Source organism: Bacillus sp. DX3.1 (assembly GCF_030292155.1).
Classification (GTDB): Bacteria; Bacillota; Bacilli; order Bacillales; family Bacillaceae_G; genus Bacillus_A.
In genome coordinates, this window is record NZ_CP128153.1 from 4,657,078 (window position 1) to 4,673,838 (window position 16,761).

20 protein-coding genes and 1 other annotated feature are annotated in these 16,761 nt (G+C 35.2%); of the genes, 7 read left to right on the forward strand and 13 right to left on the reverse strand.

Annotation, left to right across the window (positions count from 1 at the left end; all coding sequences use genetic code 11):
• Nucleotides 1-6: 6 nt before the first annotated feature.
• Nucleotides 7-846: a D-alanyl-D-alanine carboxypeptidase family protein gene (locus QRE67_RS23490; protein ID WP_286122563.1), complete on the forward strand. Its 840-nt coding sequence runs from the start codon at nucleotides 7-9 to the stop codon at nucleotides 844-846.
• A gap of 23 nt (nucleotides 847-869) precedes the next feature.
• Here QRE67_RS23490 and QRE67_RS23495 read toward each other — a convergent pair whose 3' ends face one another.
• Together QRE67_RS23495 and QRE67_RS23500 are read right to left on the reverse strand one after the other, a co-directional pair.
• Nucleotides 870-1,787 carry a proline dehydrogenase family protein gene (locus tag QRE67_RS23495; RefSeq protein ID WP_286122564.1) on the reverse strand — a complete coding sequence of 306 codons (918 nt, stop codon included), beginning with the start codon at nucleotides 1,785-1,787 and terminating at the stop codon, nucleotides 870-872.
• A gap of 567 nt (nucleotides 1,788-2,354) precedes the next feature.
• A complete protein-coding gene (locus QRE67_RS23500) occupies nucleotides 2,355-2,633 on the reverse strand; it encodes a hypothetical protein (RefSeq protein ID WP_286122565.1) in 279 nt (92 codons plus the stop codon).
• Between the two features lie 234 nt (nucleotides 2,634-2,867).
• Between QRE67_RS23500 and QRE67_RS23505 the strand changes: the two genes are divergently transcribed.
• Nucleotides 2,868-3,101 (forward strand): hypothetical protein, encoded by a 234-nt coding sequence (locus QRE67_RS23505; protein ID WP_286122566.1) that lies wholly within the window; start codon nucleotides 2,868-2,870, stop codon nucleotides 3,099-3,101.
• A 122-nt stretch (nucleotides 3,102-3,223) separates the two neighbouring features.
• The gene (locus QRE67_RS23510) at nucleotides 3,224-3,541 is read left to right on the forward strand and encodes a hypothetical protein (RefSeq protein ID WP_286122567.1); all 318 of its coding nucleotides are present in this window, start codon (nucleotides 3,224-3,226) and stop codon (nucleotides 3,539-3,541) included.
• A gap of 937 nt (nucleotides 3,542-4,478) precedes the next feature.
• On the opposite strand, the gene QRE67_RS23515 is transcribed toward QRE67_RS23510, so the two are convergent.
• The 3 genes from QRE67_RS23515 to QRE67_RS23525 form a co-directional block, all read right to left on the reverse strand.
• On the reverse strand, nucleotides 4,479-5,042 hold the full coding sequence (locus QRE67_RS23515) for a DUF4352 domain-containing protein (RefSeq protein ID WP_286122568.1): 564 nt from the start codon (nucleotides 5,040-5,042) through the stop codon (nucleotides 4,479-4,481).
• Nucleotides 5,043-5,152: 110 nt separating this feature from the next.
• Nucleotides 5,153-5,401 (reverse strand): YusU family protein, encoded by a 249-nt coding sequence (locus QRE67_RS23520; protein WP_286122569.1) that lies wholly within the window; start codon nucleotides 5,399-5,401, stop codon nucleotides 5,153-5,155.
• A 113-nt stretch (nucleotides 5,402-5,514) separates the two neighbouring features.
• Entirely contained in the window at nucleotides 5,515-5,817 is a 303-nt protein-coding gene (locus QRE67_RS23525; RefSeq protein ID WP_286122570.1) for an MTH1187 family thiamine-binding protein, read from the reverse strand.
• A gap of 194 nt (nucleotides 5,818-6,011) precedes the next feature.
• Here QRE67_RS23525 and QRE67_RS23530 point away from each other — a divergent pair, with 194 nt between their 5' ends.
• Together QRE67_RS23530 and QRE67_RS23535 are read left to right on the forward strand one after the other, a co-directional pair.
• Nucleotides 6,012-6,644 (forward strand): adhesin, encoded by a 633-nt coding sequence (locus QRE67_RS23530; RefSeq protein WP_286122571.1) that lies wholly within the window; start codon nucleotides 6,012-6,014, stop codon nucleotides 6,642-6,644.
• Between the two features lie 225 nt (nucleotides 6,645-6,869).
• The gene (locus QRE67_RS23535; protein ID WP_286122572.1) at nucleotides 6,870-7,628 is read left to right on the forward strand and encodes a TrmB family transcriptional regulator; all 759 of its coding nucleotides are present in this window, start codon (nucleotides 6,870-6,872) and stop codon (nucleotides 7,626-7,628) included.
• Nucleotides 7,629-7,657: 29 nt separating this feature from the next.
• On the opposite strand, the gene QRE67_RS23540 is transcribed toward QRE67_RS23535, so the two are convergent.
• The 5 genes from QRE67_RS23540 to QRE67_RS23560 all read right to left on the reverse strand — a co-directional run bounded on the left by QRE67_RS23540 (nucleotide 7,658) and on the right by QRE67_RS23560 (nucleotide 12,384).
• Nucleotides 7,658-7,822: a hypothetical protein gene (locus QRE67_RS23540; protein WP_286122573.1), complete on the reverse strand. Its 165-nt coding sequence runs from the start codon at nucleotides 7,820-7,822 to the stop codon at nucleotides 7,658-7,660.
• A gap of 111 nt (nucleotides 7,823-7,933) precedes the next feature.
• Nucleotides 7,934-9,106, reverse strand: a complete 1,173-nt coding sequence (locus tag QRE67_RS23545) for an MFS transporter (protein WP_286122574.1) — start codon at nucleotides 9,104-9,106, stop codon at nucleotides 7,934-7,936.
• A 399-nt stretch (nucleotides 9,107-9,505) separates the two neighbouring features.
• On the reverse strand, nucleotides 9,506-10,819 hold the full coding sequence (locus QRE67_RS23550; protein WP_286122575.1) for an APC family permease: 1,314 nt from the start codon (nucleotides 10,817-10,819) through the stop codon (nucleotides 9,506-9,508).
• Nucleotides 10,820-10,885: 66 nt separating this feature from the next.
• Nucleotides 10,886-11,124, reverse strand: a binding site (T-box leader).
• 162 nt (nucleotides 11,125-11,286) lie between these two features.
• Nucleotides 11,287-12,069 carry a membrane protein insertase YidC gene (gene yidC / locus QRE67_RS23555; protein WP_286122576.1) on the reverse strand — a complete coding sequence of 261 codons (783 nt, stop codon included), beginning with the start codon at nucleotides 12,067-12,069 and terminating at the stop codon, nucleotides 11,287-11,289.
• Nucleotides 12,070-12,099: 30 nt separating this feature from the next.
• Nucleotides 12,100-12,384: a hypothetical protein gene (locus tag QRE67_RS23560; protein ID WP_286122577.1), complete on the reverse strand. Its 285-nt coding sequence runs from the start codon at nucleotides 12,382-12,384 to the stop codon at nucleotides 12,100-12,102.
• Nucleotides 12,385-12,651: 267 nt separating this feature from the next.
• On the opposite strand from QRE67_RS23560, the gene QRE67_RS23565 reads away from it, so the two are divergent.
• A complete protein-coding gene (locus QRE67_RS23565; RefSeq protein ID WP_286122578.1) occupies nucleotides 12,652-13,545 on the forward strand; it encodes a YitT family protein in 894 nt (297 codons plus the stop codon).
• 160 nt (nucleotides 13,546-13,705) lie between these two features.
• On the opposite strand, the gene QRE67_RS23570 is transcribed toward QRE67_RS23565, so the two are convergent.
• Nucleotides 13,706-13,975 (reverse strand): hypothetical protein, encoded by a 270-nt coding sequence (locus tag QRE67_RS23570; protein ID WP_286122579.1) that lies wholly within the window; start codon nucleotides 13,973-13,975, stop codon nucleotides 13,706-13,708.
• Between the two features lie 635 nt (nucleotides 13,976-14,610).
• On the opposite strand from QRE67_RS23570, the gene QRE67_RS23575 reads away from it, so the two are divergent.
• The gene (locus QRE67_RS23575; protein WP_286122580.1) at nucleotides 14,611-14,997 is read left to right on the forward strand and encodes a DUF3938 domain-containing protein; all 387 of its coding nucleotides are present in this window, start codon (nucleotides 14,611-14,613) and stop codon (nucleotides 14,995-14,997) included.
• 27 nt (nucleotides 14,998-15,024) lie between these two features.
• On the opposite strand, the gene QRE67_RS23580 is transcribed toward QRE67_RS23575, so the two are convergent.
• On the reverse strand, nucleotides 15,025-15,915 hold the full coding sequence (locus QRE67_RS23580; RefSeq protein WP_286122581.1) for a sensor histidine kinase: 891 nt from the start codon (nucleotides 15,913-15,915) through the stop codon (nucleotides 15,025-15,027).
• Nucleotides 15,912-16,640 carry an ABC transporter ATP-binding protein gene (locus QRE67_RS23585; protein ID WP_286122582.1) on the reverse strand — a complete coding sequence of 243 codons (729 nt, stop codon included), beginning with the start codon at nucleotides 16,638-16,640 and terminating at the stop codon, nucleotides 15,912-15,914. Before QRE67_RS23585 ends, QRE67_RS23580 begins: the two co-directional genes overlap by 4 nt.
• Nucleotides 16,641-16,761: the final 121 nt, after the last annotated feature.

The following is a 16,761-nucleotide window of genomic DNA, read 5'->3' on the forward strand; positions in this document are numbered from 1 at the left end:
TATACAATGAAACGAACAATAATCATAATTGTGATGATTGCCACACTTTTTATAAGTATGGTTTTCTTTTCTTACGCAAAGCGGCAACAAGATGTTCACAATACGCAACCTGCTATCACTGGAAAATATGGTATTACAATCGATGCAAATACAGGTGAAATTTTGTATGGAAAGCGTGAACAAGAACGTTCGTATCCGGCTAGCGTAGGAAAAATGATGACTGCCCTTCTTTTATTAGAGAATGTAAAAGAGGATGAAGAAATTACTGTCACAGAAAATGCGATACAAACAGAAAGCCAAAGCAAAAAAGTTAAACTTCGTGCTGGTGAAAAGTTAAAAAGAAATGAAGCATTAAAGCTCATGCTTGTCATCAGTGCCGATCCAGTTGCTGAATCTGTTGCAGAGCATATTGCGGGGTCAAAAGAAAAGTTTGTAAAAATGATGAATGAGCGTGCAAAAGAAATTGGTACCAGACATGCTACTTTCAAAAATGCAAGTGGTGCCGATACGCTTAGCAATAAAGTATCACCTTATGACATTGCGCTCATTACAAAAGAGTCATTAAAATTCCCAGAAGTGCTAGAGCTTATGAATACAACTCGCACGACAATACATACTTCCATGCGAACAAAAAAGATTGCAAACTATGGACGTGAAGAGCTTTATGATGATCCATACGCTATCGGTAGTAAAAGTGGTCTATCTGCATTAGGAAAATACACAGTCGTAACCATTGATGAAAAAGAAGGAAAACGAATCATCAATGTTGTGTTCTACTCCACCCGCACTGAACTATATCCTGATACGAAAAAGATGGCCCACTACGCTTTCGAACAATTAAAATAACCAAGGAAGTTTTTCTTCCTTGGTTATTTTTTAATCATTCCTTTTAAAACGAACGCAACGTTTGCTGGGCGCTCTGCTAGACGGCGCATGAAATAGCCATACCAGTCATTTCCATACGGTACGTATACACGCATTTTATATCCTTCTTTCACAAGCTCAAGCTGACGCTCTGGACGGATACCAAATAACATTTGGAATTCAAATTGATCGCGCGAAATATTGTGTTCTTCGGCAAGTTTTTTCGTATATTCAATAATTGCTTCATCATGTGAAGCAATTGCAGTATAATTTCCATTTAATAAGTGCATTTTTATAATTTTTTTATAATTGTCATCTACATCTTTCTTGTCTGGGAACGCAACTTCTGCAGGTTCTTTATAAGCCCCTTTTACAAGACGTAAATTAGGACTATATGCATTCAAATCCTCAATGTCTTTCTCTGTACGGTATAAATACGCTTGAATAACCGTACCGATATTGTCATATTCTGATTTTAGTTGTTTAAAGATATCAATTGTTTTGCCGCAGCGTGAATAGTCCTCCATATCAATCGTGACAAACACACCGTTTTCTTTTGCTGCATCTAAAATGCGGCGCATATTATTCATTACTATATCGTCTGAGATATCTAATCCCATAGAAGTCATCTTTAAAGACAATTGCGAATCAAGACCTTCACGTCCAATTGCACGAATTGCTTCGATAGACTGGCTTGCCATTTCATTTGCTTCTGCTTCGTTATCAACGAATTCGCCTAAATAATCAATCGTAACGCAAAGATTTTTTTCATTTAACTGCTTAATAGCAGCGGTCGCTAATTCAATCGTTTCCCCTGCGACAAAGCGCCCTGCACCAAAGCGTAAACCGTATTTTTTCGCAACTTTTGTAAGCGCTTTATTTTTTGATAAGAAAAGAAATGAATTGCGCATTAATTGTTCCATGTAAACCACCCCTATGACTGTAATTTATCTGTTTTTTACCCCTCTTCTAAATTATATCATTCTTTAAAATTATTTGATACAAATAATTATTTAGATAATTTATAAAATACTATAAAATGTTCAAAAGCCTATATTTTTAATTAAATTCCCCCCATAAATAAAAGCTGACTAAAATTAGTCAACTTTTATTTCTTCTTTGTATGGGTCTTAACTAACGCTTTAGTTACTCCTGGCACCCAATTAATAATTTTTTCACGATTAGAACCAAAGTCATCATCCCGTATTAGCTTGATGTGAACGCATAAATTTTTAGATAAAGTAAAACTTTTATCAGTGGGGGTTTTCTTCATCCCCCACTGATAATTAGCCCTCACCAATCGGGCTTTTACGGGCAGTTACCCCCCACCTATCTTCTTTGTTTCTCTCTGAATCTTGAGGTGGGGGTCTTACTGCCCGTAAATAGCGGGATAAATCAGTTTCTATGCTTATATTTTCTGCATAATTAGAATTAATTGTTTCTGTGAAATAATAAAAAATAGCCGGCCCTTTATATAGAACCGGCTATTTTTATTTATAACTTCTATCTACAGCTTTAATCAGTTCCCAATCATTTTTCAATTCTTTTTTCTTTGTGTGTATTTCATTAATACCATGGTTTAATTCTTTACGTAAATTCTCTAAATCCTCTGTCGCTTTTTTTCCTACACCATTTTGTGACCAACCGGCTTGGATCAGATTATAAATGTCATTGATGCGTTCTTGATTCTTATTTATATATGTGATTAATTTGTTTAAACGTTCAAAAGATTCTTCTATATATTCTTCGTTAAAGTACATTTGTCTCATTTTTTTAACCACCCAAATCCTTGGAAATTTTCATCTACATTTTTATATTCATCCGCTTTTTTCTTAACAAATTCTGCAATTTTATTTATTTGTTAATATAAGTATAATAACAAAGGGAAGTGAAATATAACGAAAAATTAACTGGATATTATAATAATTATTGGCATTATTCTTATCGGTATGGCCTCTTGTACAGTTATAAAATTCATACATACAGCGAATCCTTTATTGTCGATGTCGTCTCAAGAAAAACAAGAAATTAAAGATAAAGCTAAAAAAGCTACAATTGAATATTTTAAGAAAGAAAAAAACGTTGATGTTACTATAACAAATGCTGAGTTTTCAAGTGAAATGGGAGGGCTACAAGTTTTTGTTGATGGATACATCTCTAATGATAAAAATAAGGGTTTTTCTGTTGTAGTATATTCTCAGGAAGATTACGAAGTCAAAGAACTTTTATCAAAGTAAAAAAGAGACCTAGATTAATAGGGCTCTTTTTTATGTTTCGTCTACAAACTTTATTTTTTATGAGAGTGCTATTTTTCTAATTACTCTTATGTTAATTATAATAAAAGTAGAGGTGATAATAAATGAAAAAAATTCTATTAATTGCATTTTTGTTAATTTTAGGTGTAGGTTCGTGTACTGTATATGAATTTTATAAAGCTACTCATCCTTACACTGAAAAGGAAGAACAAGAGATAAAAGAAAAAGCGTCCAAAGCAGCTGTCGAATATTTTAAAACAAAGAAAAATTGGGATATTACCGTGACAAAAGTTGAATTTTCAACGGATATTAATAGAAATTCGATTACTGTTGATGGCTATGTAACTGGCGACAAAAAGAAAGAAGTATATGCGAGTGTAGAATATAAAAATGATTATAAAATTGCATACGCGAGTGATTAATTATTCTAAATGAACATTACTTTTGCTACATAATGCTTAATTATAATTAAAAATACTGCTCTATTTATTAAGGTAAAAACATCGAAACTCAGATGAAGATAAAATTTGTTTGTTATCATCACCTGAGTTTTGACTCATAATTCGTCATGAGTTCCATCACTTTACAATCGAGATATACATACAATTCATCTATAAAAGCTAGAATACAAAATTCAAACGTTTCCTCTCTAGTAAGCCCTCTACTTGTTAATACTCGATTATCAAATCCATCTTGCATTACAAATAACTTAAGCTCATTATTTTCTTCCTCCTATAAAATTAAGCTTGTGTAAATTGATTAGCCGCTACTACCTGCGTTTTATCATATGGATCTATTTTCTCTCCATCTTGTAGGGGTTTACTCTCCCCAAAAATATATCTATATAAATCCATTTTGATTTTTCGACATATAGCCGTGGCTATGGATCACAAAAGGTGACCTGCACTCGTTTTCTCTCTTTGTTTTCACTATGTCTGGGCAGGAAAAGGATCTGACCGCTTCTATGCATGGCCGGATGCTCTCTCCCGCCTAAAAAGAAGGGTTTTATGTCGTTTTTTAAATTTGTATTTATATAAACATCTTTTTTTCAAAATTTCACATCCTTTTTTTATTAAATTAAACTATTTATTCTAGGAGTGAAAGAATGGAAGAATTACAAGATGATAAACATAAATGAAAGAGTGCAATCGACTTAATCAAGGCACTAGACCAAAGCTATGATTATATAGGGCGTAAATATTAATATTCAAGACATTTTATCCCTACAATTTTTGTAGGGATTTTTTCATAAAGAAAAGACACCCAAAAGAGTGCCTTTTTCAGATTTCTATTACTCTTTCACGCAAGATATAAAGTACAGATCTACAACGATTCACTCTTAACAAAATTTAACCTTGCTTATAGGTTTATCATTATTTTTTTCTTACTCCAGAAATTTGGTGTGAATTGTAATTGTAACTTCTCCCCTACTGGCTGTTCAAACACCATTGAACCTGTTACCTGGCCATTCGGTGCTAATTGACCAGAATTCAAAGCGTTATTTTGGTTAACTGATGAAAATATCACGCTTGTGATATTCCCCTTGCTATTTTTCATTTGGAAATCGAGCGAATTGTACGGGATATCCTCTTTTCCACCATTATAGATATTTACCGATACAACTATATATTCATGATCTGGTTTCGGTTTTTCAAGTTCCCCACCATTTGATTTTTTTACATCTGTAACAGTAAGCCTATGATCACCAAGTTTAATTGTTTCTCCAACAGAGTATTCTTTTTTCAAATCTTTTTTAGCATCTTGAACCTCTTGTTCATCTTTCGTCACTTCCTCGGCTTTGTATTTCGTTTTTGGATCACCAAAGATAAGCATCATCAACATGAATGTAGTAAAAGTACCAACTACGACAATTGCGCCCCATCCGACATACTCCCAAATCTTCGACTTCTTTTCAGCATCCACTTTGATTTCTCCCCTTATATATAAATTTAAATAAATAATATCAAACATATAAATATTACAATGTCACATCGTGTCGAAAACAACAAAAAAACCACTCTATGAGTGGCTTTTTACTCTCTATGATTACGATTTTCTTCATTTAATCGTTTAATATCAGCTATTAACTTTACCATCTCTTCTTTGGCATCTGGATACGTTTCATTCCAATGTTTTACTAAGGCTGGCATTGTTTTAGCCATATAAGAATACAACGCCCATTTTTGCACCTGTTCTTTTCGTTCTTCATTGCTTTCTCCTAGCAATAATTCTGTATACTTTTCAAGCAAGCCATCAAACTGCTCATTAAACTTATCATTCATCGCTCTTCCTCCTTCTCTAAATTCCACAATTGATAATAAAAAAGTGTATCACGGCTACAACCGTCTTGCCTAATTTATCCACATAAAAAAGCAGCGGAAATCGCTGCTTTTTTCTATAATTTTGATCGAACAGAGTTTAATTTTTTCTCCATCGTACTTTCTTTATCGCGACGATCATCAATACGAATTGTTGTCGCTACTCGCTGTGCACCTTTTGAATATGGTACCTCATGCATTTGTTGAATGACTTCAAATAATACGGGAAGTTCTCCCTCAATCACTGTATTCATCGGTGTTAATTGGTACTTCACGCGATCAGCATTTTTCTCTAATACTTTTTGTACTTCTGCTACATATTCACTTACGCTTGGATTACTTGTTCCAACTGGAATAATCGATACATCAACAATTGCCATGATAGTTCCCTCCTATGTGTTTCTCTTTTCTATTGTACAGAACCCTCTCTCACTTTACTAATCATAACTACCTAAAATTTATTTTTTACTATACGCTTATCCACTGTAACGCGAACCGATTAATTATGCATATAGTGATGTTACCTCTTTAAAAAGCACCATGATTCCCGATACTTTTGGAAGGAAGTGAACACATGAAAAAGTTGTTTCTTACTTTATTATTAGCAGTACCTCTCTTATTCGGAACAGCCGCATGTGAAATCGGATCTGGAAAATCAGATCCTAAACCAGTAGAAAAACCTGCACCAAAGCCAGATCCTCAACCTACTCCACCACCGGCTCCTACTCCTCAACCTGCTCCTAACCCATCACCTGCTCCTGCTCCTGCTCCACCACCAACAGTTGATACAGACCGTGCTATGCAGAATCTTGTAAATACAATAAATACAGTTGGAAGATCCACCGGTATCAATATAAGCAACATAAAAGTATATTCAGAAGATCAACAAGCAAAAACATATAACGGACTATTCAGCAATAAGTTCGGATTTGGCATCACAATTTATAAATCTAATGGTAGTATTGGCGCTATTGCTATCGTCGGATCAGGCACTTCTCAAGAACAAATTAAATCTTTCTACTCCACAATAAGTACCGTCATTCGTAGCCTTGACTCACCTCTTAGCGAACAAGATGTAGAATCCATTCTAGAAAAACTTGGTTCGAAAGACCTCTCAGCCAAACGCTATTCCACACAAGCAATTGGTGGTACATTAACCGTATCTGAAAATAACGGCATGCTTATGTTCCAAGCCATTCACAATTAAATATTTGCTAAAGAATAGAGTCATTGCTGACTCTATTCTTTAACTCTACGTTGTACAATATGCAGTTCTCATTCTGTTCATTCTCTTGTCTATACCGGATACTTTCTCAAAAGGGACAACTTATGATATCGTGACTACATAGACATCCTCAGAAATAGCAGCACTTGTATAAACACAAATAGTTCTTTATTCTTAATATAGAGTCTAACTTGTTCGGGAGGCATTATGTTACAAAAATTCGGATTCTCACAATATGAAAGCCAAACATATGAAATAGTGGTCTCAAGCGATGAACCACTAGATGCAACAACGATTGTCAAATATTCAGGTGTTCCAAAAGCCAAAATATATGAGGTGTTAGCACGCCTCATCGATAAAGGAATGGTAATGGATTCTGTCTCGGAAAAGAAAAAGCTGTATACGGCTTTACCGCTAGAGCTTGCCATTCAAAAATTAACTGCAGAATTTCAATCTAATATTAAAGAGCTACAAACAACCGTTTCAAAAAGATCTTTTACAGATGACCGTGTTTGGAGCTTAAAAATGCAATCTTCTATTCAAGTTCAAAGTAAACAACTTGTAGAAGAAGCTAAGCATTCGATTCGGATTTCTGCTTGGAATGATACGTTTTCAGAATATCTTCCCTTATTAGAAGAAAAAGCAAAGCAAGGTATAGATATTGAAGCACTTGTCGTCGGAGAGGTGGAAACAGAGCTACAGAACGTTCATTTTCTTATTCCAACTGAAGAACATAACGCGTTAGAACGCTACTTACTCCTTATCGTTGATGATCGTGAAATTTTATTTGCCGGGGTAGAACAAGAATCTTGGCAGGCGATGAAGACAATGTCACAGCCATTCGTGAAATTTTTTACAGAGTTCTTTTATCATGATGTTGCTCTTGCGAAAATTACCGAAAAACATCACGACCTCTTTATGAATGATGAGGAAATACGAAGCATTTTAATGAAACTACGATATTAAAAATAGCAAAGATTCTTCCTTTGCTATTTTTAATTTTGTTTTTTTATTTCGGATAACAATTCAATTATCTTTTCATTTTGTTTCACTTGTTCCTCTGAGTTCATATAAATGAAGCGAATCCATCGGAATACAAATACAATTAAAAACAAAGGAATTATGGAAAAAATAAAACCTATGAAAGATGTCATTATCATTATATCTCCTCCCCTTCCTTCATCTCTCTATAGCAATATTCGATTCATTTTTAACAACCCCTTTCACCAGTTTTCTACCTTATTCCTCATTCATATAAAAAAAAGAACCTGTCACACGACAGATTCTTTTTTCATTGCATGAGTAGATTGTCCTCTCGTAATCGAGAAGATTGCACATAGTAGTGCAAAAATGACGAAGCCGCCACCTACCCAAGCATTATAGATAACAGATGATTTCTCAATCACAACTCCGCCTACGGTTGAGCCAAGAGCTATCCCTAAATGCAGTGCCGAGTTGTTTAAACTTTGCTGAATACCAGCTGATTCTGGTGCAATTTCAATTAAATAATTTTGCTGTGCAGGTGAAATCGCCCAGCTTAACATACTCCAAATTGCCATCATCACAATAAATAACGGGAAAGAGAATGTCATCATCGGTAATACAAAAATCGCACATGCAAAGACGATAATAATCGAAATAATACTTTTCTTTGATCCCCATTTATCTGCAAGCCAGCCACCAAAACCACCGCCGATTACCGCGGCAATTCCGAAAATAAAGTAAAACACACTAATCCAGTTTGCTTCTACATGCATGACATCTTTTAAAAATGGTGTTAAATATGCATATAGTGTTAAATGTCCTGTTAAGAACAGAAACGATGTGAGTTGTGCACTTACAATCTTTTTATCTTTTAACGTAGCAATTTGTTCTCGTACAGACAATACAGGTGCCGGTGGAATTTTTGTTAAAAATAAAGAAATGCAAACAATCGCTAGTATCGTTAATACCGAGATTAAAACAAATGGTGCACGCCAGCCATAGGCATTCCCAAGGACAAGTCCTAGTGGTACTCCAAGTACAAGCGACCCGCTAATTCCCATAAAAATAATTCCAATTGCACGCGCACGGAAATGTGGTTCTACAACACTAGAAGCCAATGTCACCGACAGTGCAATAATAAGAGACCCACTCGCTGCACAAATGACACGCGAGAACATCAGCATCATATAATTTAAACTAAGAGCTGAAATCACATTTCCAACAAAGAAAATACATAATGCTCCTACATATAATGTTTTACGTTCTATTTTCCCCGTCACTGCCAATAAGACAGGCCCAGAAAGAGCAAATACAATCGAAAATATCGTAATTAATTGTCCTGCCGCACTAATAGAAACTCCTAAATCACTTGCTACTAAATCTAGTGTTCCTCCAATAATTAATTCAACCGTCCCGACTACGAATGCCGCAATCGCTAATATATATACACGAAAATTCAAGTTTTTCCCCACACTTTCTCTCGTTCTCTTCTGGTTACTACAATAATAGTAACCAAAAGAACATTAGCAATCAAGCATTATTTCTCTCTTATATATCTAACAATTTTTTACAGACGAAAGGCAGACATATCAGATTTACCTAAAGTAAAGAACAAAAATAAGGATAGATAAAATAGAGTATATCTATTTTAATTTTTCAAAGTGTTGGGGTATCCGTATTTGGTTGTAATAGAAAATGCGATTATATAGAAGTATATAAAAAAAGTACACCACTCTTGGATAAGTGATGTACCAACAATTATATAAAGTATACCGTTTTTATAGCCGATATTTTTAGCTATATTTCTTTAATTTCACATAGTATACCTGCTTTTTATTACTGAATATCATCCTCAATCTTTAAGATTGAGTTTGTTTTTTTCGGTTCAAGTACCAATAAACCGGAAGTCCTGTAAATACTATACCAATTGATAAGAAACAACTTATCGGATCATTGATAATTGCACTTCCAATTACGAACAGTGACCCTAAAATCGCTACAATTGGTACAATCGGGAATAGTGGTACACTGTACGCACGCTCTTTCCCTTCATTACGTTTTCGTAAAATGAATACACCAATAAATGTCATCACATAGAAAATATAAATAATAAATACGGAAATCTCAGAAAGCTTATTTGGATCACTAATAATCATTAAAATAATACCTAGTGCAATTTCAAAGAAAATAGCATTTGCTGGTGTTTTAAACTTCTCATGTGCTTTCGCAATAAACTTAGAAAATGGAAGTTGTCCGCGTTCTGCCATCGACATTGGAATACGTGGGAATGTTAAAATTTTTCCGTTTAAGCATCCAAAAATCGAAATGATAATACCGATACTAATAATTTTTCCACCATATTCTCCAAGCAGCATCTCTGCCGCTGTCGCTGTCGCATTTTCTCCAAGACCCACAACTTTCGCTGCAGGTAATACGTTCAGTAACGCTAAGTTAATTAATACGTAAGCAGCCGTTACAATTAAAATCCCTACTGTCATTGCCTTTGGTAATAGCTTTGTTGGATTCTTCATTTCACCGCCGATAGAAGCGAGTAAAATCCAGCCATCATAAGCAAATAAAGTTGCTAAAATCGCCATCCCAATGCTTTGATTTTCTGATATTGGCACAACTACATTAAAGATATCGCTATTCCCTTTCCAAAACCCTAAAACAACAATTAACACGATTGGAATCATTTTTCCGACTGTTGTAATTGTTTGAACGATGCCCCCATACTTCGTTCCAAAACTATTTACTAGACCAAGGAACACAACTGTTCCAATAGCTATCGGTAAATTCCATACTTTATCTAAATAGAAAAAGTTAATAACTAAAGAGCTAAAATATAAACCTAATGTTCCAATAATTGCTGGGCCGTATACAATTGTTTGCATCCAGCCAGATAAATACCCCCAAAAGCTCCCGTAGATTTCCTCTAAATACGTATACAAGCCACCATTTTTCGGAATTTGTGCTCCGATTTCTGCTACAGTTAAACCGCTAGCCAAGGTTAAAAGGCCACCTATTACCCAAGCAAAGATTGCCATATTAGAGCTTCCTGCGTAATCTAATACGCTACCCGGCTTCATAAATACGCCAGAACCGATAATTGTCCCAACAACGATAGATAGTGCAACCATTAAACCAATTTTGTTTTTCTCATCATGATGCATACTGCGTTTGCCCCTTCCAATCCTAGTATGATACAAAAATAAAATAAAAAAAACACTCCTCCCTAAAAAAGGGACGAGTGTTGTATTCGTGGTTCCACCCTTGTTTCAATTAGTAAAATAAAACACACTTCACCAATCTCTCAAGTCTAGATAACGGTTTTTGCCGGCAAGCAATTACTAGATGTTCGTTCACTGCTGCAGTTCAGAGGTGGTAATCCATTTTTTCGTATTAGGAAGCTCACAGCCAAAGGCTTCCCTCTCTGAAAATCGTAAAAAATTGATCGTGTCCTCATCATCACTTCTTGATGTCGAATTTTGTAGTTAATTTTTATTATATTCAAGTTTTCAAAAAAATCAAGAATATTTTTTATATAACATAAAAAATATATCCTTACTTATATTATAACAGGTTGTAAAAAAAGCCTCAAAAACAACAAAAGCCGCTCATAAACAGAGCGGCTTCTTCTCTATGCTTTTTGTAATTGTCCTTCTTCACGTTCCATTACTTTACGCAATACAATCATTTGAAGCATTGTAAATACATTACCTGTAATCCAATACAGCACAAGTCCCGATGGTGCCGCAAATCCCATAAATAAAATCATGGCTGGCATCATAAACTGCTGTATTTTCAACATTTGAACTTGCTCTCCTGCCGCCGTATTAGACTGCATAATCTTCATTTGAATAAAGGTTGTCAGTGCAGCAATGATCGGCAATATATGATATGGATCTGCATGTCCTAAGTTCACCCATAAAAACGAAGATGTACGAATCTCTTCCGTACGACTAATTGCATAATACAGTGCCGAGAAAATAGGCATTTGTATTAAAAGTGGTAAGCAGCCCATCATTGGGTTCGCACCGCTTGTGTTCATCAGTTCCATCATTTCTTTTTGATACTTTTTTTGTTTCTCAATATCTTTACTAACATCACCATGTTTTTCTTTCAATTTCTGTAACTGTGGCTGCATCTTTTTCGTTCTCATTTGAACGCGATATTGCGTCACAGCCAACGGTATCATTGCTGTACGAATCACGAGTGTAATGATAATAATCGCAATGCCAAAGCTTCCATTTGGTACATGATGTGCTACAAATTGAAGCATAAGCGAGATCGGATAAACAAAATAATGATCCCAGATCCCGGTACTATGTGCATCAATTGTTGCTGTATTACTACAGCCAGATAAAACAAAAACAAGTAATAATGATAAACTAACGAGCCAAGCTCGGTATGATTTTAACACGTTCACATTCCTCCAATGTTTCGTAATTAGTTAGCGAAACATTGGCATATACGGACCGACCTCATCACTCTCTCCGCTCGATTCTTGTCTGCGAACCGAACGGACCATCCCATATTTATAGAAGATAGAGAAAAGCGGACTATTCCTTACCTGCTCCTCACATGTATCAACTAATGTGAAAACCTTTTGTCTACCGCCATATGTTTGCTGACGAACAAAACGAGAAACATTAGCGTGAAAAAAGACTTCTAATAAACAAAGTGCTGTCGTTACAACAGATATATATAGAATTGCATCTTGCAATAAAAATTCCATCGCTTCACATCCTTACTCAACCAATTGTAGCATATTTCACATATGATCTCTATTTCCCTTTATTCCCTATAAAAAATATTTTGTATATTTTTTCAAACCGAACGGTTGTATTCGCTTTCTTTAGTATATTCACGCAAATCGATGAATAGGTTTATTTTTTTGGGAATTTATGAAATTTTCTTATTATAATAAAACGGTTGCCAGTTTTTGAAAAAAGCATTATTCTCTTCTTGTAATCAAAAATGAATTATGGAGATGAAACACACTATGGGTCAATTAGGAGACGCCGATTACGTTCCCGATACCGCCTTTTTATCCTTCCCAGCAGCTAGAACATTTCATTTAGAATTCATGATACAGTTGATTGTTATTTTTATAGCTTCCATTTTGTATGCCATTTCGATGAATATGTTTTTTATCCCACATAATATGATTAGCGGTGGATTTGCTGGCGTTGGGATGATTATTGGTTACTTAATGCATTATAATATCGGTGCACTTATCTTTTTATTAAACATCCCGCTTCTTGTTCTAGGCTATTTTTATTTAGGACAGAAAACAACTTTTTTAACAGCTTATTTCGTGGCAGTATCATCTTTAGCCATGAATATTATCCCGGTACACCAAATTTCAAATGATATTTTACTTTCTTCTGTATTTGGTGGTGTAATCTGCGGTGCTGCATCAGGAATTATTTTCCGATTCGCCTCTTCAACAGGTGGATTTGATATTATTGGGTTGATTGTAGCGAAATATAGGGATATTTCAATTGGCGCTATTATTTTTGGCTTCAACTTAATCCTACTTGTTGCCGCTGGTTTTATTTTCGGATGGGATATTACCCTATATACGTTAATTAGCCGTTTTGTGGTCAGTAAAGTCATTGATGCAGTTCACACAAAACATATTAAATTAACGATTATGACAATTACCGAAAAGGGCGAGGAAATTAAAAGAGCACTACTGCATCACGGCATACGCGGTGTAACAATGGTAGACGCTGTCGGCGGCTATACCAACCATAAGAAAAAAATGATTTACACTGTCGTAACTCGTTACGAATTAGGAGAAATGAAGCGTATTATTCGTCAAGTAGACGGTCATGCGTTTATGAATATTACAGAAACCGTTGAAATTGTTGGACGTTTCAAACGTATATGAGAAAACGCAAGGAATTAGGATTCCTTGCGTTTTTATTTATCACGCTATTTGCGGCCCGCCTCAAAATTCAGCGCAAGCAAAGAAGCTAGGTAGGGGATAAACCGCCTATAAAAGCCCGATTGGTGAGGGATAATACAAGTTTCTTATTACATCACCTAACTTACGATGTGTATGTATTTGTTCCACTCAATAATCTTTGATTGTAGTTATGAGCTGCAAGAGCTCCCCAAACCATACAAATAATATGTGTAATAAACAGTCCGATTCCAAATGTTACGATTCCAACAATTAACTCAATAACAATCATAATAATGGCACCAATAATTGTTGAATACAGCATTCCAAAAGAACCAAATAGAAACGTCAATACTAAAGAAATCCCTATACTTTTTGTAGGTGTGACTATAATGTGCTGTTTCTGTGTCCCCATCTAACTGTCCTCCTTTCATTAACTAAAAATTCAGTTAAATTAATTGTACAATAAAATGGAATATCAATCCATAAAATATAGTTCTTCGAATTATTTTACACTTATTACAAAATCAGATAATTTCTATTATTCCTCGTCTAAATATGCTATAATAAAAATAAGTTTACACAATGAATGTATAGACTTGGGAGTTTCTCTTACTTTTACAAGCAAAAAGAAACAAGAAGTCAGGTATATTTCAATACAAATTCATGTAATAACTATATGAATCCATTTTGATTTTTCGACATGTAGCCACGGCTATGGATAACAAAAGGTGACCTGCACTCGTTTTCTCTCTTTGTTTTCACTATGTCTGGGCAGGAAAAGGATCTGACCGCTTCTATACATGGCTAGATGCTCTCTCCCACCTAAAAAGAAGAGGTTTATGTCGGTTTTTTCATTTGTATTTATATATAATTGTTTTCAGTTGTTTTATCACACAGTACAAAAAATTTTCAACATAACCAATCACCTTGGTTATTCTTCTATCAATCTTTTTACTTATAAAAAGATACGTACAACTAAAATCAACTTCTATTACTATACCTACCTTTGAACTTCCAAATCATCTTATTACATAAGGAGATGAGAATATGAATCAATATGTACGCTACATGATAGCTGCCTTATTCGCTTGTATTGGCGGTATCATTTGCTTCTGGACAAATATTCAACTTGGAGAACATATCATTTTTAATGGAATCGAATCTGTTGTAAGCGCTTCAATTTTAGGCGGATTTATCTTCTTCCTCTTTAACCCAGAAGAAAACGCTCAAAAAACAATGTTATTAACCATGATCGGGATTGTTGGTGGATGTATTTCCTTTTTAATGACGAACTACACGATTCCATTACAATTAAGTTCCGCTTTCTTCCACGGTCTTTGGACTTGGTTTATCGCATTTTGCTTAGCTGATGTGTTTAACTTATTACAAGATCCTGAAGAAGATAATGGTAGACATATAGAAAGCAATTCTTAATATGAAAAGGCTTGAAGATAACAATCTTCAAGCTTTTTTTATACTTATATCCGTAACATGAAATACGGTTCTTGGAATCACAAACCACACATGCGCCCCTCCGCATACTGCACTGTTTTCCGCAAATATATTTCCGCTATGTTTCTCGACAATCGTCTTCGCAATATATAGGCCAAGTCCTGAATGCTCTTTACTGCTTGAACGCGATCTATCCTCCTGATAAAAGCGCTGGAATACTTTTTGCGCATCTCCAGATTGAAATCCAGATCCTGAATCGTACACATGAAACTGAAATTCATCATGCCCCATACGTACCTTTATCAACATTTTGCCTTTCTCTGGCGTAAAACGGACACCGTTCATCACGATGTTATCCATCACTTGACTCATTCTCTCTTGATCAAACACAAGAGTCTCTATATCATCATTATTTTCGAACATAACGTCCCATTCTATCTCTTTTTTCTTGGCGATACATTCATATTCTTCTATCTTTTTACGGTAAAAGCTTTGCAAGTTTACTTCACTTAAAAATAATTGAAATGCAAAACTATCCAATTCATTCACTGTATGGAATTCTTGAAGAAGCTTTGCCATCCGATTTGTATTTCTCTCAATCGTATGTAAATAACGCTGCAACACCATACGCATTTGTCCACTATGATATTCTTGAGCAAATACAAGAACAATCATAACGAGTAAAATAAGATTACATATACTCATAAGCATTTCAGATAATGCTAGAACCGGAAACGAGTTTGCATATGCATAATCCACTGCTGTCTCCGGTACCTCTTGATTATGTTCCAAGCAATACTTCGCCGCCCCAAGCAGCATCACCGGTATCGCCGCAAAACAAAGCCACGTCACCTTTTTCGCCCACAATCGCTCCCATTCAGAGCGCACCAACATCATCATGAGCTCATCATCTCCACAAAGATATCCTCTAGATCTTTACTATCCCCTTTCAGTTCATCTGTTGTTCCGCGCCAAATGAGTGCGCCTTCTCGAATCATCACCCAAGAATCACACATAAGCTCTAGCTCACGAATTAAATGACTTGAAATGAAAAAAGTAATCCCTTTATCACGCTGTAAATCGAGCACAATTTTTCGAAGCTGTTTAATCCCAACTGGATCTAATCCGTTGGAAGGCTCATCTAAAATAATAAAATCCGGATCTCCAAGAAGCGCCTGTGCAATCCCTAATCGTTGCTTCATTCCTAGCGAATAGGTGCCAACCTTATCATCAGCACGATTTTCTAAACCAACAATTTTTAACACTTGCTCAACCTTTCGCTCTAAGTTTTCTCCCCCGCAGTTCATTGTAATTCTTCCTAAATTTCGTAAATTTTTCCGCCCAGACATATAAGGAAAGAATATCGGTGCTTCAACAATCGCCCCGACATACTGAAGTGCCTCTTCACGATTTTTTTGCACACTAACACCGTTAATTAAAATTTCTCCTTCATTCGGTTTAATCAGGCCCATAATCGTCCGAATTAATGTTGTTTTCCCGGAACCATTTGGCCCAACAAAACCGCAAATTTCATTTTTATAAACGGAAAAGGACATATGATTTAACAAGCTTCTCCCCTTCACCTTTTTTGTCACATCTTTTACTTCTAATATCGTTTTTTTCATCGTCATCGCCTCCTTACTTTTAGAATAAGAGGTAAAAATAAACAATTTATAAACAAATAAAAAGAAGCTACATTTTTGTAACTTCTTTCTCACTATCCGCTATATAAAACGATAAGCCTAG